Here is a 23,808-nt window from a genome sequence, read left to right as displayed (position 1 = left end):
TCAGGTATCGGAGGCGGGGTACAGCGCCACCAGCAGCGCCGCCGCCGAGGCGGAGAAGACAGAGTAGTCGAGGGGTTCCTTGGGGCCGAAGGAGATCGCCATGGCGAGACCGAAGATGGCCAGAAGGGCCGCGCTGGCCAGGCCGGTGATCCGGGCGGCCCGGCCCCGCAGCGGCAGGAGCAGCGCCAGGCCCAGGGTGAACTCCGCGACCGTGGCGGCCCAGGCCAGGAAGGGGATGCTGCGGGCCGGCATGAAGCTGTTCACCTGCGCCGTGTACTTCATGAAGTTGGCGAAGGTGCCGTAGCCCCGGCCCGGGCCCCACCACCCGAACCGGGAGGCGATGCCCGAGAGGAAGGCCGCGCCCAGCGTCCACCGCGCGTAGCGGAGGGCCCAGCGGTCGAAGGTGCGCGAAGCGGAACCGGTCATCACGCCCTCCCCGCCAGGTCCGCGTGCTCGGCCTGGTAGGCCTCGTAGGAGCCGGGCGTCCAGCCTGCGCGGTTCGTCTTCCAGCCGTTCTCGATCTTCTCCCAGCCCACGTGGGCGTAGTAGTCCCGGGCCAGGGGCGCGGCCTGGAGCACCCACTGGATGCCCTCGCCCAGGCCCAGGGCCAGGTCCAACAGCTGCCGCCCCACGCCCGCCTTTTGGAAAGCCGGGTGCACGGCCAGGTCGCACACGTAGCCGTCGTAGACGAAGTCCGTCCAGCCTCGCAGCAGGCCGACCAGGCGGTCCCCGTCGTAGGCGGAGATCACCACGTTGGCATCCTGGAACATGCGGCGGATGCGCTCGGAATCATGGATGGGCCGGCGCAGGGGCGCGGCGGCATAGAGGGCGCGGATGGCGTCCACCAGCGGCACGCAGTCCAGGTGGTAGGTGAGGGCGTTCACTTCACCTCCGCAGGGACATCGGGCAGGAAGGCCACGCCCAGGCGGTTCCAAGCGTTGATGAGGGTGATGGCGTAGGTGAGGTCCGCCAGTTCCTGCTCCGTGAAATGCTCCAGGGTCGCGGCGTAGAGGACGTCGCTCACCTGGTGGCGGTGGAGCTCCGTGAGCGCCTCGGTCCAGGCCAGGGCCGCCCGTTCCCGGGGGGTGAACACGGTGGCCTCTCGCCAGCCGGCCAGCATGTGCAGGCGGCGCGGCGATTCGCCGGCCTGGAGGGCCTCCGTGGCGTGCATGTCCATGCAGAAGACGCAGCCGTTCAGCTGAGAGGCGCGGAGCTCCACCAGGTAGAGAAGGCCGTGCTCAAGTCCGCAGGAGCGGGTGTGGCGGTAGATCTGCAGGAGCCCCTGGTAGGCGGCGGGGGCGAATTCGGCGTGAGGTTTGGATGTGCGCATGAAGCCTCCAGAGCCAAGTGGCCATCCCCAGGATCGGATCATATGGCCCATTGAAAAGATCCATTTCTGTCATTACAACTAGACCATGCGCCCCTGGACCTTCCCCATCGCACTGCAGCCCGGAACCTCCCGCGAGCCGGTCTTCCAGCAGATCGCCCAGGCCATCCGGGGCGACATCCGGCGCGGCCGCCTGCGGCCCGGGGACGCCCTGCCCGGCTCCCGGACTCTGGCCGGAACCCTGGCCGTCCACCGGAACACTGTGCTGGCGGCCTACCGGGAGCTGGAGGCCGAGGGCTGGACGGTGGCGGAGGCGCGCACCACGCGGGTGGCCCGGGACTTGCCCCAGGCGCTTCCCCGGGCCTCTGCGACCCGGCGGACCGAAGCCACGGGCCGGCCGGGCTACGACCTGGCCTCGCCGGGCCCTGGAAGGAGCCTCCGCGAGCTCGGCCTCCTGGCCTTCGGCGGCGGTCTGCCGGACCTCCGCCTGGTGCCCACGGACCTCCTGGCCCGGGCCTACCGGCGGGCCCTCGGCAGCCGCGAGCTGCTGGGCTACGGCGACGCCCACGGCGAGGCGCGGCTCCGGACCGCCCTGGCCCGGCTCCTCTCGGAGATGCGCGGCCTGGCGGTCACCGAGGACCAGCTCATGATCGCCGGCGGCAGCCAGGGGGCCCTGGACCTCGTGGCCCGCACCCTGATCCGGCCCGGCGACCGGGTGGCGGTGGAGGACCCCGGCTATCCCGCGGCCTGGCGCACGCTGCGGGCCGCCGGCGCGGAGCTGGTGCCCGTCCCCGTGGACGAGGCGGGCCTGCGGGTGGAAGACCTGGCCGCCCGTCTGGCCGACGGGCCGCTCCGCGCCGTCTACCTCACGCCGCACCACCAGTTCCCCACCACCGTGACCATGGGCGCCGCGCGCCGGCTGAGGCTGCTCGAATTGGCAGCCCGCCACCGCATCGCCCTCCTGGAGGACGACTACGACAACGAGTTCCACTTCGAAGGCCGCCCGGTGCTGCCCCTGGCCGGGGCGGATCCGCACGGCGTGGTGGTCTACCTGGGCACCCTGTCGAAGATCCTCGCGCCTGGCCTGCGCCTGGGCTTCGTGGCGGGTCCGGGGGCCCTGGTGGAGGCTCTGGCCTCCCACCGGAGCGCCACGGACGGCCAGGGGGACCTGGTCGTCCAGCGGGCGGCCGCCGAGCTTCTGGAAGACGGCCTCCTCCAGCGCCATGCCCGCAAGATGCGACGGATCTACCAGGCCCGCCTGGAGGTCCTGGTGACGGCCCTGCGCCGGCACCTGGGCCGCGCCCTGGCCTTCGAGCCGCCAGTCGGCGGCATGACCCTGTGGGCCCGCGTGGATCCCTCGATCGACGTGGAGGCCTGGGCTGTTTCCGCGCGGAAGGCGGGCGTGGCCCTCAGCACCGGCCGGCTCTTCGACTTCCACGGGCGGCCGCGGCCCAACCTCCGCCTGGGCTTCTCCACCCTGGATGAGCGGGAGCTGGAGGAGGCCGTGCGCCGGCTGGCGCGGGCTTTGTAGAAGCTCAGGCCACCAGATCCTGGGGCCGGATGTCGCAGCCGCGCCGCGTGCCGAGGGTGCTGACGCCGACGCGAGCGGGATCGAGCAGGGCCTGCGCCATGCGCTGCAGGTCTTCCCGCGTGACGGCGTCGATCTCCGCGATCTGCTGGTCGAGGCTGCGCAGCTCGCCCTGGTGGATGGCCTGGTGGGCCAGGCTGAACATGCGGCTGCTGCTGCTCTCCTGGCTGAACACGAGGCTGGTGCGGGCCTGGAGCTTGGCACGCTCCAGTTCGTCGGCCTCCACGCCGGCTTCGCGGATGCGCGCACACTCGGCCATGGTGCGCTGCACCAGCTCGCGCAGCTGGGCCGGGGCGCAGCTGGCGCTGATCTGCAGGGCGCCCGTGTCGGCATAGGGGCTGAGGTAGCTGCCCACCTGGTAGCAGAGGCCCCGGCGCTCGCGCAGCTCCAGGAAGAGGCGCGAGGCCATGCCGCCGCCGAGCACCTGGCTCAGGAGGTTGGCGGCGGAGCGGTCCGGCGAGCGGTGATCCGGCGCGGGGAAGCCCATCACCAGGTTGGCCTGCTGGAGGTCCTTCCGGGGCACGTTCAGCAGGAAGGGCCGCGTGCGGGCCGGCAGGTTCGGAGCATGGTCCGTGCCCTTCGGCAGCCGGTCCAGGATGGGCGCCAGCAGCGCCTGGAAGGCCCCGGGCTCGAGGGCCCCGGCCGCGGCCACCACGAGGTTGGGCGCGCGGTAGGTGTGGTCGAAGAAGGCCCGGGCTTCCGAGGGACCATAGCCCGACACCTGGTTCCGCGTGCCGAGGATCGGATGCGCCAGCGGCGTCCCCTCCCAGAAGCCCCCGTAGAACAGCTCGCTCACCCAATCGTCCGGCTGGTCCTCGCTCTGGGCGATCTCCTCCAGGATCACACTGCGTTCCCGCGCCAGCTCCTCCGCGTCGAAGCGGGGCGAGGTCACCAGCTCGCCCAGCAGGCCCACCAGGTCCGGCAGCTGCTCGGAGAGCACCTTCCCGTAGAAGCAGGCCACCTCCTTGCCTGTGAAGGCATCCACGTGCCCGCCCAGGCGGTCCGTGGCCGCGGCCATCTCATCGGGCGTGGCGTAGGAGGCCGTGCCCTTGAACACCGTGTGCTCCAGGAAGTGGGCCAGGCCCTCCTCCGCGGGCCCTTCGTGCCGGGAGCCGCGCCGCACCCAAAACCCCACCGAGCAGCTCCGCACGTGCGGGATGGGTTCGACGAGGATCTCGGTGCCCGCGGGCGTGACGGTGCGGAAGGGTTCGGCCATCCCTCCAGTCTATCGCCCCGGCAGTCCGGAGCCTCCTCTCAACAGAGGCCGGAGGCCTTGAGGACCGCCTTCAGCAGACCCGGGAAGCGCGCCTCCAGATCCTGCTTCCGCAGACTGTTGTAGCGATGGACACCCTCCACCCGCGTCTGGATGAGCCCGGCCTCCCGCAGGACCTTGAAGTGGTGGCTCAGCGTGGCCTTCGTGGCGGACAGGCCGAAGGTCCCGCAGGCCCGCTCCCCGTCTGCGGCCAGCCTTCGCACGATCTCGAGGCGCGTGGGATCGCTCAGCGCGTAGAGCACCGCGGGGAGGTCGAGCTGTTCGCGCCCAGGATGTTGGAGGCTCCGCATGGATCCAGGATGCCCGGGTTCAGGCTCCAGTCGTCAAATATTTTGATAGTTTTCAAACTATTTTGATTGACCGCGGCCACCCGGCGGATATACCTATCTATTGTTTGACAACAATCGAACGACAGGAGGCCCCATGACCCATCGCATCCAGTTCTCCGCGCCCGGCAGCCCCGAGGTCCTCCAGTGGGTGGAGGCGGACCTCCCCGATCCGGGGCCTGGCGAGGTGCGCCTGCGCCACACGGCCATCGGCGTGAACTACATCGACGTCTATCACCGCAGCGGCGCCTACCCCGTGCCCCTGCCCGCGGTGCCGGGCTTCGAGGCCGCCGGGATCGTGGAAGCCTTGGGGCCCGGCGTGACGGGCCTAGCGGTGGGCCAGCGCGTCGCCTACGTGGACGGACCCACGGGCGCCTACTCGGAAATGCGGAACCACCCCGCCGACCGGCTGGTGCCGCTGCCCGCGGGCCTGCCCGACGAGGTGGCGGCGGCCCTCCTCTTCAAGGGTCTGACGGCGCACATGCTGGTCCGGCGGGTGTGGCGCGCGGGGGTCGAGCCCTGGGTCCTGGTCCACGCCGCGGCGGGCGGCGTGGGGCTCATCCTCACCCGGTGGCTGGCCCGCGAAGGCGCCCGGGTCATCGGCGTGGTGGGCAGCGAGGAGAAGGCCGCGGCGGTCCGGGCGGAAGGCGCCGAAGCGGTCCTCGTGGTGCCCCGGGGCGCCGCCTATGACCAGATGCCCGCCGAGGTCCGCCGGATCACGGGCGGCCGTGGCGTGGGCACCGTGTTCGATTCGGTCGGATGCGACACCTTCGAGGCCTCCCTGGACAGCCTGGCCCCCTTCGGGCTCCTGGCCTCCTTCGGCCGGAGCAGCGGCCCCCTGCCCATGGTGGATCCCGCCGAGCTGGCGAAGCGCGGCTCCCTCGCCCTCCAGCGGCCCAGCATCTTCCATCACATCGCCGATCCCGCAGCCCTCCGCGCCGCCGCAGCCGAAGTGTTCGCCGCGCAGGCGCAGAGGATCATCCAGGCCCACATCCACGGCACGCTCCCCCTGCGCGAGGCCGCCCAAGCCCATGCCCTGCTCGAATCCCGGGCGACGCGGGGCGCCCTGGTGCTCATTCCCTGAGGGCTCTCCTAAAACGGACAGTGGAAGGCGAGGCGGGGGTCAGCCCTCCGCTTCGCTGCCCGCCAGCCCCACGGGCGTGCGGTGGAGCTTCCAGCCGGCAAGGGCCCAGCAGAGGGCGCCGAACGCGAGGAGGGCCAGGAGGGCCAGGGCCGGATGGGTCGTCACCTGTTCCTGGGCCAGCAGCTGCGGCGCTCCCACCTGGGCGGCGCGGCTGCCCGCCAGGCTCTCGATGTGGTGGGTGAAGGTGAGGCGCTGGAGGAAGGGCGGGAAGATCCGCACCAGCGGCTCCCAGAGGAAGAAGTAGAGGGCGCCCCAGAGGGTGCCGCGCTTGAAGAGCAGACCCACCAGGGTCATGAGGGCCAGCTCGCCCCACCAGGCGCCCACCAGGGCCAGGATGCGGCCCGGCAGCAGGGCGGGGTCGCCCCCGACCAGCTGGAGGCCCAGGGTCCCGAGGATCAGCCAGGCGGCGCCCCAGGCGAACCAGGGCAGGCCCTTGCCCAGGGGCAGGGCCCAGGCGGGAGCGGGGCGCACCAGCAGCAGGGGCAGGGTGCGCTGCTCCAGATCCTCGCGGATGCCCGCCGGGGCCGCCACCAGGGCCATGATGGGCAGCATCATCTTCACCAGCCCCTCGTGGAAGATCCGGAGGGCCTCGCTGGGATCGGCGTCCAGACCGCGGAGGCGGCTGATGGTGAAGATGAGGAGGCTGAGGCCCACCGGCGCCATGACCAGGACCGCCAGGATCCAGCCCCGGCCCTGGAGGACACGCGGCGCATAACCGCGGGCCGTGGCCCGGATCGTTGTCAGAGGGGTGGGGATCGCGTTCATGCGTGGTCCCTCGTGAGGTATTGGAAGACCGCATCCAGGTTGAGATCCAGCGGATCCAGCGCCCGCAGCGGGATGCCGCCCTCCGCCGCGACCTTCTGGAGGCGGGGCAGGATGTCCCGGGGCGAGCGTACGGAGATCACCACAGCGCCCTCCTCCATGCGCAGGGCTGCCAGCTCCGGCTGCTCCACGGCCCAGCGGGCCAGCACCTGGGCCTCGCCCGTGAGGCGCAGCTCCACGGGATGCCGGTCGAGGAGCTGGCGGATCTCCGTGACGGTGCCTTCCGCCAGCAGGCGGCCCCGGAACAGCAGCAGGATGCGGTCCGTGAGCTGGGCGATCTCGCCCAGGATGTGGCTCGACACCAGGATGCGCGTGCCCGTCGCCGCGAGGTCCCGCAGCAGGGCCATGAGCGTGAGGCGGGCCTCGGGATCCAGGCCGTTGAACGGCTCGTCGAGGATGAGCAGCTCCGGCTCGTGCAGCAGGGCCTGGGCCAGGCGGATGCGCTGGCGCATGCCCTTGGACATGCGGGCGAAGGTGAGGTGGGCACGGTCGGCCATGCCCACCGTGGCGAGCGCGCGGGCCACGGCGGCCTTCAGCTCCGGGCCCGACAACCCCGACAGCTCGCCCATCATGCGCAGCCAGCGGTCCGCCCGGAGGCCCGTGGGCAGGCGGTCGCCCTCGGGCACCAGGCCCAGCCGCGCCAGCACGGCGGGGTTGCGGAAGGGGGCTGCACCGAAGACTTGCACCGCGCCGCCGGAGGGCGGCAGCAGGCCCGAGAGCAGCTGCAGCAGCGAGGACTTGCCGGCACCGTTGGGGCCCAGCAGGCCCGTGATGCCGCCGCCGTCCGGCAGCTCGAAGGTGGTGGGACTGAGGCCCAGGATGGGGCCGTAGCGGAGGGAGGCGCGGTCGAGGGAAATCATCAGATGACGGCCTCCGACGGCATGGTCCGCTTGGCGGCCACGAAGGTCCACAGGCCCACGTGGAAGGCCGTGCCGAGCAGTGCGGGACCCCAGCCCATCAGGGGGTGGGCCACGCCCACGAAGAGCTGGGGCCAAGTCTCCGCCAACAGGATCGGATTGATGGCCTGCACGGCCGAGAAGCCTGTCAGTCCCTGGATCATGGAGGCCAGTGTGGCCGAGCCCAGCACCAGGCCCAGCACCCAGCCGATGCCCGCCCGGGGCGTGGCGGCCATGCTGGAGGCGCCTGCGGCCAGGGTGCCCATGAGGACCGAGCTGATGGCCATGGCCGGCAGCAGCCGCAGGGGCGCCGTCACCCACACGGGGCCGCTGGCGCCGGCGAGGATCAGGGACATGAGCCAGGGCAGCAGGGCGAAGGGCAGGAGGATGGCGAAGGGCAGCGCCGAGGCGAAGCCCAGCTTGGCGAGCAGGTAGTCCCGGGGCGCGACGGGATGGGCATACATCAGGGGCCGCACGCGGTAGAGCGTGTCCCGCGCCACGAGACCGCCGCCCACCAGGGCCACCAGGAACCAGAGCAGGTAGCTGGCGGGGTTCAGCAGGTCCGCCTGGAAGTCCGCCCCCTGGGTGAGGATGGTCTTCGCGAAATCCTGCATGGGCCGGAAGGTCTGGTTGGTCTGGAGCAGGTGGTCCACGTAGATGCGGGCCACCTTCCACAACAGCAGGAAGAGGAAGGTGAAGCCGAAGAAGCGGCCGATCTTCTGGCGCCAGAGCCGGGTCAGGTCGAAGCGCGCGAGCACCAGGGCCGGCGGCTGGCCGTGGCTCAGGTCTGGCGCGGGCGGAAGGGTGGGGGCGTAGATCGGCATGTCAGCGCTCTCCCTTCGCCGCGACAGAGGACTTCAAATCAGGCTGCGCCTGATTTGAAGTCGGGGGCTCCGGGGGTGTAGGCCGCAGGCCGGTCCCCCGGACAGCATCATCCTCCGGGGGTGTAGGCCGTAGGCCGGTCCCCCGGACGGCATCACCATGAAGTGCGCGGAGCAGCACCTCGTCCAGCCGGTCGTGGCGGGGCGTGAGCTGGATCAGCGTGGCGCCCTTCGCCTCGGCCCAGCGGAAGGCGGCCGTGGGATCGGCCTCCGCCAGCTCCAGGTCGTAGAGGCCGTTGCGGGCCTCCAGCACCGCGCCAAGATCCGCCAGGGCGGCCTCCTGGGCGGCGTCGAGCGGATCGAGGAAGCGCAGTTCCACGCGCCGGGCCAGGGCTTTGCGCAGGCCCGCCATGGAGCCCGCCGCCTTGATCTGGCCCTGGTCGAGGATCACCAGCTGGTCCGCCACGCGCTCCACGTCGCCCAGCAGGTGGGAGGCCAGGATGACGCCCGTGCCCAGCTCCGCGTGGACGCGCAACACCAGGTCCAGCATGCGGCGGCGGCCGTCGGGATCGAGGCCGTTGGTGGGCTCGTCCAGGAAGACCAGCTCCGGGCTGTGCACCAGGGCCTGGGCCAGCTTCACCCGCTGGCGCATGCCCGTGGAGTAGCCGCTGACAGGCCGGTAGCGGGCCTCGTCCAAGCCCACGAAGTAGAGCACCTCGTGGGCGCGGTCCCGGGCCGACTCTGGCGCCAGGCCGCTCAGCTCGCCCCAGAAGGCCACCTGCTCATAGGCCGAGGCGTCCTCGATGAGGGCGTCGTACTCGGGCATGTAGCCAATGCGCGCCCGGAGCTTGGCGGCATCGGGGGCGCCCAGGGCCACGCCCAGCACCGTTCCGCCGCCGGCGGAGGGCCGCAGCAGGCCCAGCAGGGCCTTCAGCAGGGTGGACTTGCCGGCGCCGTTGGGGCCCAGGAGGCCCACGATGCCCTGGTCGAGGGCAAGGGTCAGCCCCTTCAGGGCGGGCGCCGCCGCGGCGGCGTAGCGCACTTCCAGGTTCTCGAAGGCGATCAACGGGGCCTCCAGGGGATGGTCACGGCTGCTCCAGGATGTGGCGGCTACGGGAGGCGGAGGGGAATGGATTAGGCCAGGGCGGGCGGGCACGGAGTGGGGCGCGGAATGGATTGTTCAATGAAAGCGACTTAGGCTGGACGGAATCATCCTCCCACCGCCCGAGGGCTTTCGCATGCAACTCCTGGACTGGCCATTCCTCGACGCCCTGCAGGCGGGGGCGCTGGCGACCCTCTTCGTGGGCTTCGGCCTGGATGCCCTGGCCCGCCGGGATCGGATGATGGGCTGGATGGCCCTCACCTGCCTGCTGGTGGGCGTCCGGCACGGGGTGCTGGCCCTCGGCACCATGCCGGCCTGGAATCCGGACCTGGTGGACCGCATCCAGAGCCTGCTGGTGGCGGTCGGATTCATCACCCTCTGCGCGGCCCTGGTGAACCTGTTCCCGCGGCACTTCCCGCGGCGATTCCCCGAATGGATCGCCCTGGGCATGATCCCCAACTACATCCGCAACCTCCTCCTCACCCACCCGAGCCAGGCGGAGGTGTGGGCCCACGGCCTCTACGACCTCACCTTCCTCCTGGGCTGCGGATTCATCGTCTACTGGTCCCTGCGGGCCCGGCAGGACGGCGATCCCATGGGGCGGAGGCTGTTCTTTGCCTTCTTCGCCCTCACCGTCCCGGTGGTGGTGGAGATCACCGCCCAGAGCCTCTTCGGGATCAAGATCCGGCTGTCCGGCTTCAGCCTCGTGATCCTGGCCATGGCCATCGGCACCTCCTGGCAGTGGTTCGTGGTGCGGGACATGGAATCCCGCGTCCAGCGGGCCGAGACCGAGGTCGAGATCTGGCGGAGCCTCGTGCCGGGCAATGCCTTCCGGACCGACCGGCCCTCCGCACTGATGGAGGGGCTCTTCGGAAGCAGGTGGGCGGACCGTGTGCGCGAGAATCCCGAGGCACCCCTGGTGGCCCTGGACGGCGCCTCCTACCACCTGCGGACGCGCCTCCTCCGCCACCCCGAGCGGCTGGGCTGGTACGAGCGCGAGGGCGACGCCCAGCCGGGCACCCGGGGGTTCCTGGCCGGCTGGACGGTGGCCCTGGGCATGGACGACCCCGAAGCCAGCGCCCGGATCCAGGAATGGCTTCACAGCTGGGGCGCCGATGTGCACCTGTGGGGAACCGTGCCCCCCCGGGAGGGTCCCTACCCCAGCGTCCTCATCTGGGCGCGGGAACCCAGCATCCTGGCCGTCTGGCGCGAGGACGACCTGCTGCGCCGGCGCCCCCGGTGGATCCAGCTGGGCGGCCCCATCACCGCGGGCCCCCACGTCCGGCTGGACCTGGGCCTGGATGCCGCCAGCCTCCGGGAGACCCTCCGCGAGCTGCTCTCCCGGCACTGAACCTGCGGCACTTGCCCGGGAACGCGGGTTCCGTCGGAGAATGGGGCATGAGCTTCGCCCATCTCCACCTGCATACCGAGCACTCGCTGCTCGACGGTCTGACCCGCATCCCTGATCTGGTGAAGAAGTGCCGGACCTCGGGCATGCCCGCCGTGGCCGTCACGGACCACGGGAACATGTTCGGCATGATGAAGCTCTTCGACGCCTGCGAGAAGACGAAGGACGCCGAAGGAACCTGGGCCGTGAAGCCCATCCTGGGCTGCGAAGTCTACGTGGCTCCCAAGACCCGCTTCGACCGGAAGCTGGAGGCGAAAAACCTCACGGGCGAGGAGGGCCTGGAGGACTGCGTGGACCCCAGCGGCAGCCGCGACGCAGGCTACCACCTGGTGCTGCTGGCCAAGAACCCGAAGGGCTTCGCCAACCTCTCCAAGCTGGTGTCGGCGGGCTTCACCGAAGGCTTCTACTACAAGCCGCGCATCGACAAGGACATCCTCCGCGAGCACAGCGAGGGCCTCATTGCGCTCTCGGCCTGCCTGGGCGGCGAGGTGCAGGCCCGCATCCTCCAGAACCGCCTGGACCAGGCGGAGCGCGTGGCCCGCGACTTCCGTGACGTCTTCGGCGAGGATTTCTACCTGGAGATCCAGGACCAGGGCTTCGACAAGGAGAAGGAGATCATCCCCTTCCAGCAGCAGCTCGCGGAGCGGCTGGGCATCCCGCTGGTGGCCACCAACGACGCCCACTACCTCAACCACGAGGACTCCGACCTGCACGACACGCTGCTGTGCATCGGCACGAAGACCACCAAGGCCAAGGAGAAGCGCATGCGCTTCTCCACCGACCAGTTCTTCGTGAAGACGCCCGAGGAGATGCGCGCCGTCTTCCCCGATCATCCCGAATACCTGGAGCGCACCCTGGAGATCGCCGCCAAGGTGGACCTGTTCCCCATCACGCGGAAGCCCGTCACGCCCCAGTTCCCCGTGCCCGACGGCTATGACCTGGAGGGCTATTTCGTCCATGTCGCCAAGGAGACCTTCGAGGCCCGCATGGCCGAGTGCCGCCCGCGCTGGCAGGCCGGCACCCTCAAGCACCCCGAGGAGAAGTACCGCGAGCGCCTGGCCTTCGAGCTGGACATGATCCTGAAGATGGGCTTCCCCGGCTACTTCCTGCTGGTCTGGGACTTCATCCGCAAGGCCCGGGAGATGGGCGTGCCCGTGGGCCCGGGCCGTGGTTCCGCGGCGGGAAGCATCGTGGCCTGGTCCATGAAGATCACGGACATCGATCCCATGCAGTACGACCTGCTGTTCGAGCGGTTCCTCAACCCCGAGCGCGTCTCCATGCCCGACGTGGACATCGACTTCTGCCGCGATGGGCGCCAGAAGGTCATCGACTATGTGACCGAGAAGTACGGCCAGGACAAGGTCAGCAACATCGTCACCATCAACCAGCTCAAGACCAAGGCCGTCATCAAGGACGTGGCGCGGGTCTTCGAGAAGGACTTCGCCTTCGCCAACAACCTCACCAAGCTCGTGCCCCAGGAGCCCGGCAAGCCCATCACCGTGGGCGAGGCGCTGGAGAAGAGCGACAAGCTGCGGGAGCTGTACGAGAGCGATCCCGAGGTGAAGAACATCCTCGACATCTCGGCGCGGCTGGAGGGCCTGGCCCGCAACACCGGGGTCCACGCGGCGGGCGTCATCATCGCGCCCGACGAGCTGACGCAGTTCGCGCCACTCTCGATGGACAAGGACAAGAAGGTGATGGTGCAGTACACCATGACCGAGGCCGAGCGTGCGGGCCTGCTGAAGATGGACTTCCTGGGCCTGGAGACGCTCACCCAGATCGCCAAGACCCAGGAGGTCATCGCCCGCCGCCACGGCGCGCCCAAGGACATGACCAGCATCCGCACCTTCGACGACAAGAAGACCTTCGAGCTCTTCGCCGCCGGGGACACGGACGGCGTCTTCCAGTTCGAGTCGGGCGGCATGAAGCAGCTGCTCCGCCAGCTCGGCCCCGACCGCTTCGACGACCTCATCGCGCTCAACGCCCTCTTCCGCCCGGGCCCGCTGGGCGCGGGCATGGGCACCACGTACGTGGAGCGGCGCCACGGTCGGGAACCCGTGACCTACATGTTCCCGGACCTGGAGCCCATCCTCTCCCCCACCTATGGCGTGATCCTCTACCAGGAGCAGGTCATGCAGATCGCCAGCCTCGTGGCCGGGTACTCCCTGGGCGAAGCGGACATGCTGCGCCGCGCCATGGGCAAGAAGGACAAGGAGAAGATGGCGAAAGAGAAGACCAAGTTCATCGAGCGGGGCGCCTCCCGCGGCTACGACAAGGGCAGGGTCGCGGAGATGTTCGACCTCATCGAGTACTTCGCGGGCTACGGCTTCAACAAGAGCCACAGCGCGGCCTACGCCATGGTGGCCTACGAGACCGCCTACCTGAAGGCCAACTACCCCGTGGAGTTCATGGCGGGCCTGCTCTCCACCAAGTCCGGCCGCACGGACGACGTGGCCAAGTACGTGCAGAACTGCCGGGAGCGCGGCATCGAGGTGCTGGGGCCCGACATCAACCAATCGGCGCTGGACTTCACGGCGACCAGTGACCGGCAAATCCGATTCGGATTCGCCGCGGTGAAAGGATTGGGGGAAGCGGCGCTGCAGGCCATCCTCGAAGCGCGCGAAACCGAGGGCGGCTTCAAGGACCTGTTCCACGCGCTGAAGAGCACGGACCTCCAGAAGGCCAACCGCAAGGTGTGGGAGTCCCTCATCAAGGCCGGGGCCTTCGACAGCCTGGAGCCCAACCGGGCGGCGCTGGTCCAGGGCCTGCCGGACGCCATCTCCGCGGCCTCCCGCGGCACCGGCGACACGGGCATGACCAGCCTCTTCGACGACGCCGAGATGGCCACCCTCAGCGAGGACTGGCGCGTGCCCGAGGGCATCGAGCCCTGGGACCGCCGCACGCGGCTGGCCGCCGAGCGCGAGGTGCTGGGCCTCTTCGTCAGCGGCCATCCCCTCGAGGAGTTCGCCGACGCCATCCAGGTGCACACCCACGGCACCCTCGCCAAGATCCTGGAGGACGTGGCCGCTGGGCGGCTGCGGGACCGCGGCGAGGTGACGCTGGGCGCCATGGTCAGCACCGTGGCCTTCAAGACCAACCAGAAGGGCGAGCCCTGGGCCATCCTCCAGGTGGAGGACCTGGCGGGGAAGATGGAAGTGCTGCTCATGGCCAGCAAGTGGGATCCCCTCACCAAGAAGGCCACGCTTCGCCCCTTCGAGCGCTACCGGCACCTGGCGGTGCCTGAGGCCATGCTGCGCATCACGGGCGAGCTGCGGGTGGAGACCCTGCAGGCCAACGGCAACGGAAACGGGGAAGCCGAGGAGGAAGAGGAGCAGACCGTGGTGAAGGTCTTCGCCACCGTGCTGGAGCCGCTGGAGTCCTTCCAGGGCCAGGGCTTCACGGGGGCCCTCGTGCGCCTGCCGGTGGGCGAGTGCCCGCCCCGCCTGGAATCGATCCTCAAGGACCACCGGGGCGACCTGCCCGTGACCTTCGAGTACCGCTCGAAGGAGGGCCTGGTGGCCCGCGTCCGGGCCGGCCGGGACCTGCGCCTCAAGCACGACCCCGACCTGGCGGAACGGCTCGCCAAGGATACGGGCTGCACCCTCACCTGGACCTACTGATGCCCGGAACCCCGGGCACGGAGTCCCCGTGATCCCCCTCTTCCTGCTGCCCGGCTTCGGCCGCTGGGGTGCCCATCTGGAGACCCTTCTGGCGCGGCCGGAGGGCTTATGGATCCACGGCCCGGCAGGATCGGGGGTCTCGACGATCGCGGCAGAATTTGCCCTTCGCCGTAACCAGTCCTGGTTCGAAGCCGGTTCGGTGGAGGAGGGCGCTGCCTGGATCGCCATCCATCCCGGCGGCGTGGTGGCGGCCCGGGGCCCGATGCCCGCCGGCTTGGCCTGTCTGGAGTTGCGCCTTCCCGCCCTGGACGAGGATCCCGACTGCCTTCCGGGGTTGCTGGCGGCCCTGGCGGAGGAGGAGGGCGTCCCCGCGCCCTGGCCTCCGACCCTGGGAGCCCTGCCCTGCCCCGGCAACCTCCGGGAGCTCCGCAACCGGATGCTGCGCTGGAAGCTCCTGGGCCAGCTGCCGGAGCCCGAGCCCGCCGGCCCGCCCCGCTTCGAGGCCGAGGACCTGGCCACGAACCTGCACGACCTGGAGCGTTTCCTCCTGCACCGGGCCCTGCGCCGGGCTTACGGCAACCGCGTGGAGACCGCCCTCCGCCTGGGCGTGAGCCGCCGCCAGCTCTACCTCCTCATCCGCCGCCACGGGGATCCGGTCCGGGGCGAGGCGGCCTCCGGAGACCTGCCCCAGCGGATGAAGCGGCGCAGATCGGCACAAAACTCCAGTCTGGACACCGACGCCCGATAACGGGGGCGTGGCCGACCGGCCGCGCATGGATGACCAGCTATGGCGACTCCCCTTCGGGTACTGGTGGTGGATGATGATCCCGCGACGCGGGACAGCCTCGCCCTGGGCCTGAAGCGGGCCGGTTTCCCCGTGGAGCTGGCCCGGCATGGCGAGGAGGCCCTGCGCCGCACCCATCCCGGCGCCTTCGATATCGCGGTGGTGAGCCTCCACCTGTCCGGCGTGGACGGTCCCCAGTTCCTGGCCCGCCTCAAGGCCGTGGATCCCGCCCTGCCCGTCCTCCTCATCACCGGCCCCGGCGAGCCCGGGGAGGCCCTGGCCCTGGGCGCCTTCGACATCCTCCCCCAACCCTTCACTCCCGAGGAACTCACCGCCGCCATGCAGAAGACCCTGATCTCCGAGGAACACCTCCGGACCACCGAACCCGCCGAAGCCCCCCTCCTCCTCACCCGGGATCGCGCCCTGGGCGAGGCCCTGGCCCTGGCCCGCCGCGCCGCGGACAGTCGCGCCACCATCCTCATCCAGGCTGAGCGCGGGGCCGGCAAGGAGATGCTGGCCCGCCTCATCCACGGGTCCAGCCCCCGCCACAGCGGCCCCTTCGTGACCTTCAACTGCGCCGCCCTCCCGGAGGACCTGCTGGAAGCGGAGCTGTTCGGCCTCGAGAAGGGCGGGCACCCCGGCTCCATCGCGAAGGCCAGCTGCTTCGAGCAGGCGGATGGCGGCACCCTGGTGCTGGAGGCCGTCGAAGCCCTTCCCCTGGGCCTCCAGGATCGCCTGCTGCGGGTCCTCCAGGACCGGACGGTGGAGCGCCTGGGCGGCAGCCGCGCCATCCCCGTGGATGTCCGCCTCATCTCCCTCAGCAGCCGCGACCTCCTGGCGGAAGTGAAGGCGGGTCGCTTCGCCGAGGATCTCTACTACCGGCTGAACGTCATCCCCCTGAACCTGCCCCCCCTGCGGGAGCGGCTGGGCGACCTGGAGCTGCTGGCCGCCCATTTCGCCGAGCGCTGCGCCCGGGAGAACGACCGGGCGGTGCCCAGCCTGGCGCCCAGCTTCCTCGCCGCCCTGGCCCGCCACCCCTGGACGGGCAACCTCCGCGAGCTGGAGAACGTCATCCAGCGCTGCGTGGTCCTGAACCAGGGCCACCGCCTCAGCCAGCAGGATCTCCGCTGGCTCCTGCCTCCCGAAGCCTTCGAGGGTCTGCCCGCCGATCCCCTCCAGGACGCCGCCGGGTCCTGGGCCCCACCCGCCCCGGACACCCCCCAAGGTGAGGCCAGGCCGCTTCCCCCGGGCGCCGTGGTGGCCGATCCCCGCAAGCCCCTGGTGGGCCTGGCCCTCGGCACGCCGGTGGTACTGCCCCTGGGCCTGAGTCTGCCGGAACTGGAGCGCTTCTGGCTGCTCTCGACGCTCAGCGCCCTCAAGGGCAACCGCACCCACTCCGCGGCCCAGCTGGACATCGCCCTCCGCACGGTGCGGAACAAGATCAACGAATACAAAGCCGACGGCTTCGCCATCCCGCCGAGCACGCGGGGAGGCGAGTAGGCCGCCCCTGACTGGAGCCCCCATGCCCCTGCGCATCAGCCTGGCATTCCTCTGCCTCTCGATCGGCCTCCCAGCCTCCGCCCAGGACATCGCACCCTTCAGGGCCCAGGAGGTGAAGCCCTACCATGCCCAGGACGTGAAGCCCAACCGCGCCCAGGAGGTGAAGCCCTTCCGTGCCCCGGAGCCCGCCGCCGTCCAGCCCGGCCCCTCTCCGCGCCGGGAATCCCCGGCCGCCGCCCCGGCCCCGTCCATCTTTTTCGGCACCTTCGGCCTCGCCGTGCCCGGCGTGGCCTACAGCTGGGACAACCACGCCACCCAGACCCGAACCAGCATGGTGGCGGCCGGCACCCTCACGAAGAGCAGCCTCCGCGTGAACCCGGACGGCACCTACGAATGGAACAGCGCCTGGGACGGCCGCCTCATCCGGGGGCGCTGGATTTCGCACCGGGACGGCATCCTGCTCCAGGGAGGCCAGGAGAAGAAGGACTGGGTCATGGGCCGCCTCCCGAATCCCAGTGGCTCTGCCGTGGTCTACCTCTATGACGGCAACTACATGACCTACCACGGGACCCCGAAGCCCGGCGGACGCTAGGGCCTCATGGCTTCCCGCAGGGCCGCGTAGGCCTCCGCCAGGGCCGTGAGGAGGTCCGCCTGGGCGTGGAGGTCCTCCGTTCCGCGGAAGGCGGCGGAGGCGTGGGGCTCCAGGGCCCGGACGGCCTTCTCCCAGGCAGGCCAGGCCGGTAGGCTGCGGATGCGCCCGCCCTCCATGTCGCCGAAGGCCTGGAGGAGGTAGGCCCCGCTGCGGGGCTCCGGGGGCCGGCCCGGCTGGACCGCCTCCACGAAGACCGGGGCGATCATGTCGGCCACGGCGGCGGGCCGGGGCCCGAAGCCCAGACGCGCCGCGGCCCAGGCCTCGCCGCCCACCACGCCCAGCGCGGAATCCGCCGGGAACCAGGTTCCGGTGGCGGGATCCCGCACCTCCAGCCAGCGGTGGTCATTGTGGCGGTACCCGAAGACGCTGAACCCCTTCCCGCCCTCGGCCACCTTGGCCCGGGCCGAGGCCTGGCGGCGCTCCGAGGGAGCCTGGAGGTTGATCTCCTGCACCCAGCGGGACTCGAAGCCGCCGGCTTTCAGGAGGCTCTGGAGCACCCTGGCGTGGTCGGCGCAGTTGCCGCTGCCCCGGGCCAGGATCTCGTCCACGGTCCGCGTCCGGTAGTCCGTGGCCACCCAGGGCATGCGCTGGTGGAGGTGGTCCACCAGGGCCCGCACCCGGGCCTCCGCCGTCCCCGGCCGCGCCAGGACGGCCAGGGCCTCGGCCCGCGACAAGCCCGGAGTCTGCACCGGCGCCTCCTGCGCAGCCAGGAGCGCAGGCAGGAGCAGCAGCAGACCTGAGCCCCTCACGGCCGGGCCCAGAAGGCGGCGGGATCGTGGGTGATGACGGCTTCCCAGCCGTCGCGGGCGGGCCGCGGTGGGAAGGCCAGGCCGTCCAGGGTCACGTAGCGGCGGACCGGCCGGGACTCGTAGCCGTAGGCGCTCTCCACCGGGCAGGTGATCCGCACCAGGTTCTTGGCCATGTAGGCCTTGTAGGTGGCCGGGCTCTCGGGGCGCCCGTTCCAGTTGGCGCCCTTCGAGAGCTCCAGCGGCGCGCCGGAGATGAGGCGCTCGCGCACCTCGGCGATGGCGAGGGGGCGGCCCTGGCCGTCCGTGAAGTAGGCCTCCATGGTGGGATCCATGTAGAGCCACTGGCCCAGGTCGTTGGACCACACGGTGGTGATGACATGGCAGTCCGGGTCCTTCTCGTCCAGGGGCTGGCAGGTGACCTGGCGGGACTTGAAGCCCATGGCGAGGTAAGCCTCGTTGAGGATGGTGGCCATCATGCGGCAGTTGATCCCACGCTTCTCCGCGCGGCAGACCTCCAGCAGGTGCAGGGCGTTCATCGGCTCGGGGTTCTTCGAACTGCCGTCGTGGCGGACCTGGGCGTGGACCCAGCGCATGAGGTTCACGATGCGTTCGAGCTCGGGGCCCTTCCCCGCCACCTCATCCAGGCGACAGGTCTGGCGGAGGGCTGCCAAGTCCGCTGCATCCGAGGCCTGGTAGGTGAAAGCGGGAACCGGAACACCCGCGGGCCCGTAGTCCTGGAAGCGCCGGAGGATGCCCACGAAGTCCCCCCGCTCGCGGACGATGCCCTCGAGCCAGAGGAAGCCCGGCTCCTTCCGCAGGGGATCCAGATCTGAGTCCGCGCTGAAGGTGGTCCAGTCCTTGAGGCCCTCGCCCACCGCCGTGCCCAGGTAGGCCAGGGCTTCGCCAGGGCGGCCCAGGAGCGAGGCCGCGCAGGCCATGTTGTAGTGCACGCCGGCCCGGGTCTCGGCGCCGAGCTGGACGAAGCCGGGAGACTGGGTCCGGGCGGCCAGGACCTTCAGGGCCTCCTCGAACTTCTTCCCCTTCCACAGCTCCTGGATGCGGGCGTTCTCCGCCTGCAGTTCCTGGGGCGGAGGAGGCGCCTGGGCGGGCAGAACAGTCGAAATGAGCACAGCGAAAGCCAGGCCCAGCGGGGCCAGCCGGAATCGGCGCATGGGGTCCTCCCGGTCATGGGATCCGATGGACCATTTACGAAGCGCCGGGGCGCCGGATTAGGGCGCCCTAGTGGGGGGCGGTCGGGTCCGCCGTCTTCCCCCTGAGCCAGGACGGCACCGGCGTGGCGCCGGTCTCGTGGCGGTAGAAGGCGGCGGTGATCTCCGCCCCCAGCAGCAGGATGGCGCAGCTGTAGTAGAGGAAGGTCAGGCCGGCCACGATGCCCAGCAGCGAGCCGTACATGATGCCCCAGGTCATGGTGTGCCGCAGGTAGACGCCGAAGCCCCACTTCGCCAGCCACCACAGGGCCGTGGAAATGCCCGCGCCCAGGAGGGCGTGGCGGAACTTCACGTGCAGGCGCGGCAAATGCTGGAGCACCATGGTCACCACCACCAGGCCCAGCAGGGGCGCCAGGTAGGGCAGGAAGTCCGTCTGGCGCGCGGGCATGAACTTCCGCAGGGCGCCGCCCACCAGGAGGGCGAGGAAGATCACCAGGGTGAGCAGGCCCACCACCAGGAACGTCACCTGGCGGAGCAGGTGGTTCTTGCGGGTCTGCCGGTGCTTCTTGATGCGCAAGCCGAAGACGTGCGCCAGGCTGGTGTCCAGCTGGCTGATGCCCCAGTAGCTTCCGAAGAGCAGCACGACCCAGGACAGGCCCATGCCGCCGATGCGCTGGCTGTTGGCCACGGCGTCCGCCACGAACTCGCGGGGCAGGTAGGGCACGATCTCCTGCAGCGCTTTCAGCGTGCCGGGGCCGTAGGCGCGGCTTCCCAGGATGGCGCCCAGCAGCTTGAAGAGCAGGGTGGACAGGGGCACCAGGCTGACGATCAACCAGAAGCTGAGTCCCGCGGCGTAGCTCAGGCAGTCGTCCTTGTGGTACTTGCCCAGCACCTCCATGGTGAAGGCGCCGGCCCGGCCCAGGGGCGGCACCGCCCGGGCGATCTCATGCCAGATCCGCTCCAGGGTGGCGACCAGGTTCGCCCAATGACCCAGGACCTTCTCGACCACGGCGGCTCCTAGAAGCGGACGGGATGCCGGGGCAGCAGGTACATCAGCCAGGCCAGCGCCAGGCCGATGCCGATGAGACCCGCCGCATGCTTGAGGATCGAGGCCCGCGTCCGCTCCGGCCGCGTCGTCGGATGGAGGAGCCCCAGCACCAGGGAGATGCCGAGCCCCATGACGACGAAGTGGATGACGTGGCTGGAGAGAAAGCGCATGGGAAAAGGGTAGCAGGAACGATGGCATGGCTTGGCTGAGGGCGGCCCACCGCCCTCAGCTCGAAAAACCATGGAGGTCCTGTTGTGGCGGCGAGGTCCATTCCGTCGAGGATCAGGCCTTCGCAGCGCGCCGGATTGCAGGCTTTGGACGAGCTTTGGTGGGCTTCCGCGGTGGTTTGGCCGCAGCGGCACGCCGCGTCTTGGGGGACATGGTTTCCACGTAGGCCGCCGCCAGCCTACGGAGGGCTTCAGAGGGGGCGATGCCCTGGGTCTCCGCCGCCGCGGCGAAAGCCTGCTTGAGGGCCCGGGGGGCCCTGAAGCTCATGTTCTCGACCTCATCTCGGGTCTCATCTTTCCTGGGCCGCCCCATCTGGACCTTGATGGGCGCTCCCCACCGTTCAGGGTGCGTCAGCAGTTCTTCCGCCTCGGCCACCCGGTCGGCCAATGGCTTCTTCCGCTCCCCTGCGGGCATGTCCTGGACCTGTTCCATCAACTCGTCCCAATGGACAGTCTTCGCCTTCTTCGAAACCATCACGCCCCTCCTTTCTTCTTGTCCAACTTCCGGTACCTGTGCCCAGTGACGGGCTCCAATAGGCCTTTCCGTCGGTCGAGAACCTCACACACCAGTTGGTACCCCTTGCCTTCGACAATGCCTTCGAACACCAGCCGCCATGGGTGGCTTGGGCTTCGGAACACCGTGAACTCGCCGCTTCGCATCAGGGCCTCGAAGGGTTCCTTGCCCAGCCCGTGCTTATGGCGAAGCTTGGCCACCACGAAGTCAGGCCAAACCAACGTTGGAACTGGATCCATCCCCAGGTCGCCTCCCGGAATAAGTGTGGGGCACTTATGTCCGCAGCGCCACCCAAAGTGTCAGACACTTATTGCGCCGTCGCCGGGTTCTCGCGGCCGGGACCGGCGGATTCGGCCCCCAGGGGCTGGGGCATGCGGGTGAGGGCCAGCTGGATGACCTCGTCCATGTGGCTGACGAGGTGGATGCTGAGCTGCTCGCGCACCTCGGCGGGGATCTCCTCCAGGTGGCGGGCGTTCTCGCTGGGGATGAGCACGGCCTTGCGGCCCTGGCGGTGGGCGGCCAGGAGCTTCTCCTTGAGGCCGCCGATGGGCAGCACGCGGCCCCGCAGGGTCAGCTCGCCGGTCATGGCCAGGTCCGCTCGCGCGGGGATGCCCGTCAGCACCGAGATCAGGGCCGTGGCCAGGGTGATGCCGGCGCTGGGGCCGTCCTTGGGGATGGCGCCCTCGGGCACGTGGACGTGGAGATCTACCGTGTCGAGGAAGTCGCGCTTCAGGCCCAGGCGTTCGGCCCGGGCGCGGACGTAGCTCAGGGCCAGGTTGGCGCTCTCCTGCATGACCTCGCCCAGCTTGCCGGTGAGCTTGAGAACGCCCTTGCCCGGCAACACGGCGGCCTCGATGGTCAGCAGGTCGCCGCCCGTGGGCGTCCAGGCCAGGCCGTTCACCAGCCCCGGCGGGGCCGTATCCTCGGCGCGGGTCTCCAGGAACTTCTCGGGGCCCAGCAGCTTGGGCACGCGCTCGGCGGTGATGACGGGATCGAAGGCCTCACCCTTTTCGGGTTGCAGCGTATGTCGGGCCAGCTTGCGGAGGATGTTGGCGATCTCGCGCTCGAGCTGGCGCACGCCCGCCTCGCGGGTGTAGTCCTGCACCAGCTTCTCCAGGGCGGCGGGCTCGAAATGCACGCCCAGGTCCTTCATGCCGTGGCCTTCCAGGGCGCGCGGCAGCAGGTGCTGCTCGGCGATGGCCAGCTTCTCCTTGGTGGTGTAGCCCGAGAGCTCCAGCACCTCCAGGCGGTCCTCCAGGGGCTCGGGGATCTGGTGGCGGATGTTGGCCGTGGCCAGGAAGAGCACCTGGCTGAGGTCGAAACCCACGTCCAGGTAGTGGTCCTGGAAGTTGGCGTTCTGCTCGGGGTCCAGCACCTCCAGCAGGGCGGAGCTGGGATCGCCTCGGAAGTCCGAGGCCATCTTGTCGATCTCGTCCAGCAGCATGAGCGGGTTCCGGACCTTCGCCTTCTTCATCAGCGAGATGATGCGGCCCGGCATGGAGCCGATGTACGTGCGACGGTGGCCGCGGATCTCGGCCTCGTCACGCACGCCGCCGAGCGACAGCCGCACGAAGGGCCGGTTCAGGGCCCGGGCGATGCTGCGGGCCAGGGAGGTCTTGCCCACGCCCGGAGGCCCGACAAGACACAAGATGGGCCCTCGCAGCGGCGCGCGGTTCTCGTCTTCCCCGGGCGCGGAGGGATTCTTCCGCAGCCGCGCCATGACGGCCAGGTGCTCCAGGATGCGGGCCTTGATCTTGTCGAGGCCGGAGTGGTCCTCGTCCAGCACGCGCTCGGCCTCCATGAGGTCCAGGCGCTCGTCGGCCATGGTCGTCCAGGGCAGGGCCAGCAGCCAGTCCAGGTAGGTGCGGCTCACGGTGGCCTCGGCGCTCTGGGGCGGCATGGCCTCCAGGCGCTCCAGCTCCTCCAGGGCCTTGGCCCTGGCCTCGGCGCTCATGCCGGCGGCCTCGATCTGGTCCTTCAGCCGGGCGAACTCGTCCTTCTCCTCCTTCTTGCCCAGCTCCTGCTGGATGACGCGCATCTTCTCGTTCAGGACGTACTGCTTGTGGTCCTGGTCCAGGCGCTGCCGGGTCTTCTCGTCCAGGGTGCGGTCCACCTCGGAGCGGGCGGCGTCCAGCTCCAGCAGGCGCATCATGGCCTCGAGCCGGGGCCCGATCTCGAGCTGATCGAGGATCTCCTGCTTCTGCTTCACCTCGGCGGGCAGGAGGCCGGCCACGGTGTCGATGGCCTTGCCCAGGGGCAGCTCGCGGATCTGGTCCATGCTGAGCAGCCGCGAGGCGTCGGAATTGCGGCCCAGGAAGGCCTCCACCGCCTGGTGGAAGGGCTGGAGGGATTCGGTGGGGGGCTGGGTGGGCTCGGCCAGCAGGTAGGCCTCGGCCTGGATGATCTCGCCGCTGTCGTCGTAGCGGCGCAGGCTCACCCGGGCGATGCCCTTCACGCCGACCTTGTAGTAGTCCTTGGGCAGGGCGAGGACGGATTCCACCAGGGCCAGGGTGCCGATGGGGTAGAGGTCGTCCTGGCCCGGCGCCTCCACCTTGGCGTCCTTCTGCGTGAGCATGAGCAGGTGGTCGCCGGCCTTGATGGCCAGCTCCAGCGTGCGCACCGAAGCCGACCGGCCCACCACGAAGGGCACCCGGGCGCCGGGGAACAGGACCATGTCCCGGATGGGGATGGCCGGCAGGGTCAGGGTCTTCGGAACAGCCAAGAGAGCGCCTCAATTCATCCGGGATTTCGTTCGGGCATCAACAAGGGGTGAAGGACAACAACACACGCGGAGGGTCGCGGAGGAGGCGGAGGGCGCGGAGAGAGGCTTCCAGACTC

Annotated in this window: 22 protein-coding genes; 7 read left to right on the top strand and 15 right to left on the bottom strand. The window is 70.2% G+C overall.

Annotation, left to right across the window (positions count from 1 at the left end; all coding sequences use genetic code 11):
• Genes MLG87_RS09000 through MLG87_RS08990 form a run of 3 tightly spaced genes read right to left on the bottom strand, consistent with a single transcriptional unit; the run spans position 1 to position 1,330 of the window.
• Complete coding sequence (locus tag MLG87_RS09000) at positions 1-426, bottom strand: hypothetical protein (protein ID WP_243294850.1); 426 nt, start codon at positions 424-426, stop codon at positions 1-3.
• On the bottom strand, positions 426-884 hold the full coding sequence (locus tag MLG87_RS08995; RefSeq protein WP_243294849.1) for a GNAT family N-acetyltransferase: 459 nt from the start codon (positions 882-884) through the stop codon (positions 426-428). Before MLG87_RS08995 ends, MLG87_RS09000 begins: the two co-directional genes overlap by 1 nt.
• Positions 881-1,330 carry a carboxymuconolactone decarboxylase family protein gene (locus MLG87_RS08990; protein WP_243294848.1) on the bottom strand — a complete coding sequence of 150 codons (450 nt, stop codon included), beginning with the start codon at positions 1,328-1,330 and terminating at the stop codon, positions 881-883. The genes MLG87_RS08995 and MLG87_RS08990 overlap by 4 nt, the downstream gene beginning before the upstream one ends.
• Positions 1,331-1,415: 85 nt before the next feature.
• Between MLG87_RS08990 and pdxR the strand changes: the two genes are divergently transcribed.
• Entirely contained in the window at positions 1,416-2,858 is a 1,443-nt protein-coding gene (pdxR, locus tag MLG87_RS08985; RefSeq protein WP_243294847.1) for a MocR-like pyridoxine biosynthesis transcription factor PdxR, read from the top strand.
• A gap of 4 nt (positions 2,859-2,862) precedes the next feature.
• Here pdxR and MLG87_RS08980 read toward each other — a convergent pair whose 3' ends face one another.
• Positions 2,863-4,131, bottom strand: a complete 1,269-nt coding sequence (locus MLG87_RS08980; protein WP_243294846.1) for a M16 family metallopeptidase — start codon at positions 4,129-4,131, stop codon at positions 2,863-2,865.
• 38 nt (positions 4,132-4,169) lie between these two features.
• Positions 4,170-4,478, bottom strand: coding sequence for an ArsR/SmtB family transcription factor (locus tag MLG87_RS08975; protein WP_243294845.1), 309 nt, complete (start codon positions 4,476-4,478; stop codon positions 4,170-4,172).
• A gap of 133 nt (positions 4,479-4,611) precedes the next feature.
• Between MLG87_RS08975 and MLG87_RS08970 the strand changes: the two genes are divergently transcribed.
• Entirely contained in the window at positions 4,612-5,598 is a 987-nt protein-coding gene (locus MLG87_RS08970; RefSeq protein ID WP_243294844.1) for a quinone oxidoreductase family protein, read from the top strand.
• Positions 5,599-5,637: 39 nt separating this feature from the next.
• On the opposite strand, the gene MLG87_RS08965 is transcribed toward MLG87_RS08970, so the two are convergent.
• From MLG87_RS08965 to MLG87_RS16115, 4 genes are read right to left on the bottom strand one after another with little or no spacing between them, the layout of a single operon-like run.
• On the bottom strand, positions 5,638-6,423 hold the full coding sequence (locus MLG87_RS08965) for an ABC transporter permease (protein ID WP_243294843.1): 786 nt from the start codon (positions 6,421-6,423) through the stop codon (positions 5,638-5,640).
• The gene (locus MLG87_RS08960) at positions 6,420-7,340 is read right to left on the bottom strand and encodes an ABC transporter ATP-binding protein (protein ID WP_243294842.1); all 921 of its coding nucleotides are present in this window, start codon (positions 7,338-7,340) and stop codon (positions 6,420-6,422) included. The genes MLG87_RS08965 and MLG87_RS08960 overlap by 4 nt, the downstream gene beginning before the upstream one ends.
• Positions 7,340-8,200, bottom strand: coding sequence for a hypothetical protein (locus MLG87_RS08955; protein WP_243294841.1), 861 nt, complete (start codon positions 8,198-8,200; stop codon positions 7,340-7,342). The genes MLG87_RS08960 and MLG87_RS08955 overlap by 1 nt, the downstream gene beginning before the upstream one ends.
• Position 8,201: 1 nt before the next feature.
• A complete protein-coding gene (locus MLG87_RS16115; RefSeq protein ID WP_279341188.1) occupies positions 8,202-9,263 on the bottom strand; it encodes an ABC transporter ATP-binding protein in 1,062 nt (353 codons plus the stop codon).
• 172 nt (positions 9,264-9,435) lie between these two features.
• On the opposite strand from MLG87_RS16115, the gene MLG87_RS08945 reads away from it, so the two are divergent.
• The 5 genes from MLG87_RS08945 to MLG87_RS08925 are packed head-to-tail and all read left to right on the top strand — an operon-like array spanning position 9,436 to position 17,203.
• Positions 9,436-10,650 carry a hypothetical protein gene (locus tag MLG87_RS08945; protein ID WP_243294840.1) on the top strand — a complete coding sequence of 405 codons (1,215 nt, stop codon included), beginning with the start codon at positions 9,436-9,438 and terminating at the stop codon, positions 10,648-10,650.
• Between the two features lie 47 nt (positions 10,651-10,697).
• Positions 10,698-14,327 (top strand): DNA polymerase III subunit alpha, encoded by a 3,630-nt coding sequence (dnaE, locus tag MLG87_RS08940; protein ID WP_243294839.1) that lies wholly within the window; start codon positions 10,698-10,700, stop codon positions 14,325-14,327.
• A gap of 28 nt (positions 14,328-14,355) precedes the next feature.
• The gene (locus MLG87_RS16295) at positions 14,356-15,075 is read left to right on the top strand and encodes a helix-turn-helix domain-containing protein (protein ID WP_243294838.1); all 720 of its coding nucleotides are present in this window, start codon (positions 14,356-14,358) and stop codon (positions 15,073-15,075) included.
• Positions 15,076-15,114: 39 nt separating this feature from the next.
• Complete coding sequence (locus tag MLG87_RS08930; RefSeq protein WP_243294837.1) at positions 15,115-16,611, top strand: sigma-54-dependent transcriptional regulator; 1,497 nt, start codon at positions 15,115-15,117, stop codon at positions 16,609-16,611.
• Positions 16,612-16,633: 22 nt separating this feature from the next.
• Positions 16,634-17,203: a hypothetical protein gene (locus MLG87_RS08925; protein ID WP_243294836.1), complete on the top strand. Its 570-nt coding sequence runs from the start codon at positions 16,634-16,636 to the stop codon at positions 17,201-17,203.
• Here MLG87_RS08925 and MLG87_RS08920 read toward each other — a convergent pair.
• From MLG87_RS08920 to lon, 6 genes are all read right to left on the bottom strand, one after another.
• Positions 17,200-18,012, bottom strand: a complete 813-nt coding sequence (locus MLG87_RS08920; RefSeq protein ID WP_341848584.1) for a transglutaminase domain-containing protein — start codon at positions 18,010-18,012, stop codon at positions 17,200-17,202. The genes MLG87_RS08925 and MLG87_RS08920 overlap by 4 nt on opposite strands.
• Complete coding sequence (locus MLG87_RS08910) at positions 18,009-19,184, bottom strand: transglutaminase-like domain-containing protein (RefSeq protein ID WP_243294835.1); 1,176 nt, start codon at positions 19,182-19,184, stop codon at positions 18,009-18,011. The genes MLG87_RS08920 and MLG87_RS08910 overlap by 4 nt, the downstream gene beginning before the upstream one ends.
• Positions 19,185-19,251: 67 nt before the next feature.
• Positions 19,252-20,190 (bottom strand): YihY/virulence factor BrkB family protein, encoded by a 939-nt coding sequence (locus MLG87_RS08905; RefSeq protein ID WP_243294834.1) that lies wholly within the window; start codon positions 20,188-20,190, stop codon positions 19,252-19,254.
• A gap of 8 nt (positions 20,191-20,198) precedes the next feature.
• Positions 20,199-20,399, bottom strand: coding sequence for a hypothetical protein (locus MLG87_RS08900; protein WP_243287799.1), 201 nt, complete (start codon positions 20,397-20,399; stop codon positions 20,199-20,201).
• Positions 20,400-20,511: 112 nt separating this feature from the next.
• Positions 20,512-20,931 (bottom strand): hypothetical protein, encoded by a 420-nt coding sequence (locus MLG87_RS08895; RefSeq protein ID WP_243294833.1) that lies wholly within the window; start codon positions 20,929-20,931, stop codon positions 20,512-20,514.
• A 346-nt stretch (positions 20,932-21,277) separates the two neighbouring features.
• Positions 21,278-23,692, bottom strand: a complete 2,415-nt coding sequence (gene lon, locus MLG87_RS08890) for an endopeptidase La (protein WP_243294832.1) — start codon at positions 23,690-23,692, stop codon at positions 21,278-21,280.
• Positions 23,693-23,808: the final 116 nt, after the last annotated feature.

Source organism: Geothrix mesophila, assembly GCF_022808835.1.
Lineage (GTDB): Bacteria > Acidobacteriota > Holophagae > Holophagales > Holophagaceae > Geothrix > Geothrix paludis.
This window is presented reverse-complemented; position numbering and strand designations above follow the sequence as displayed.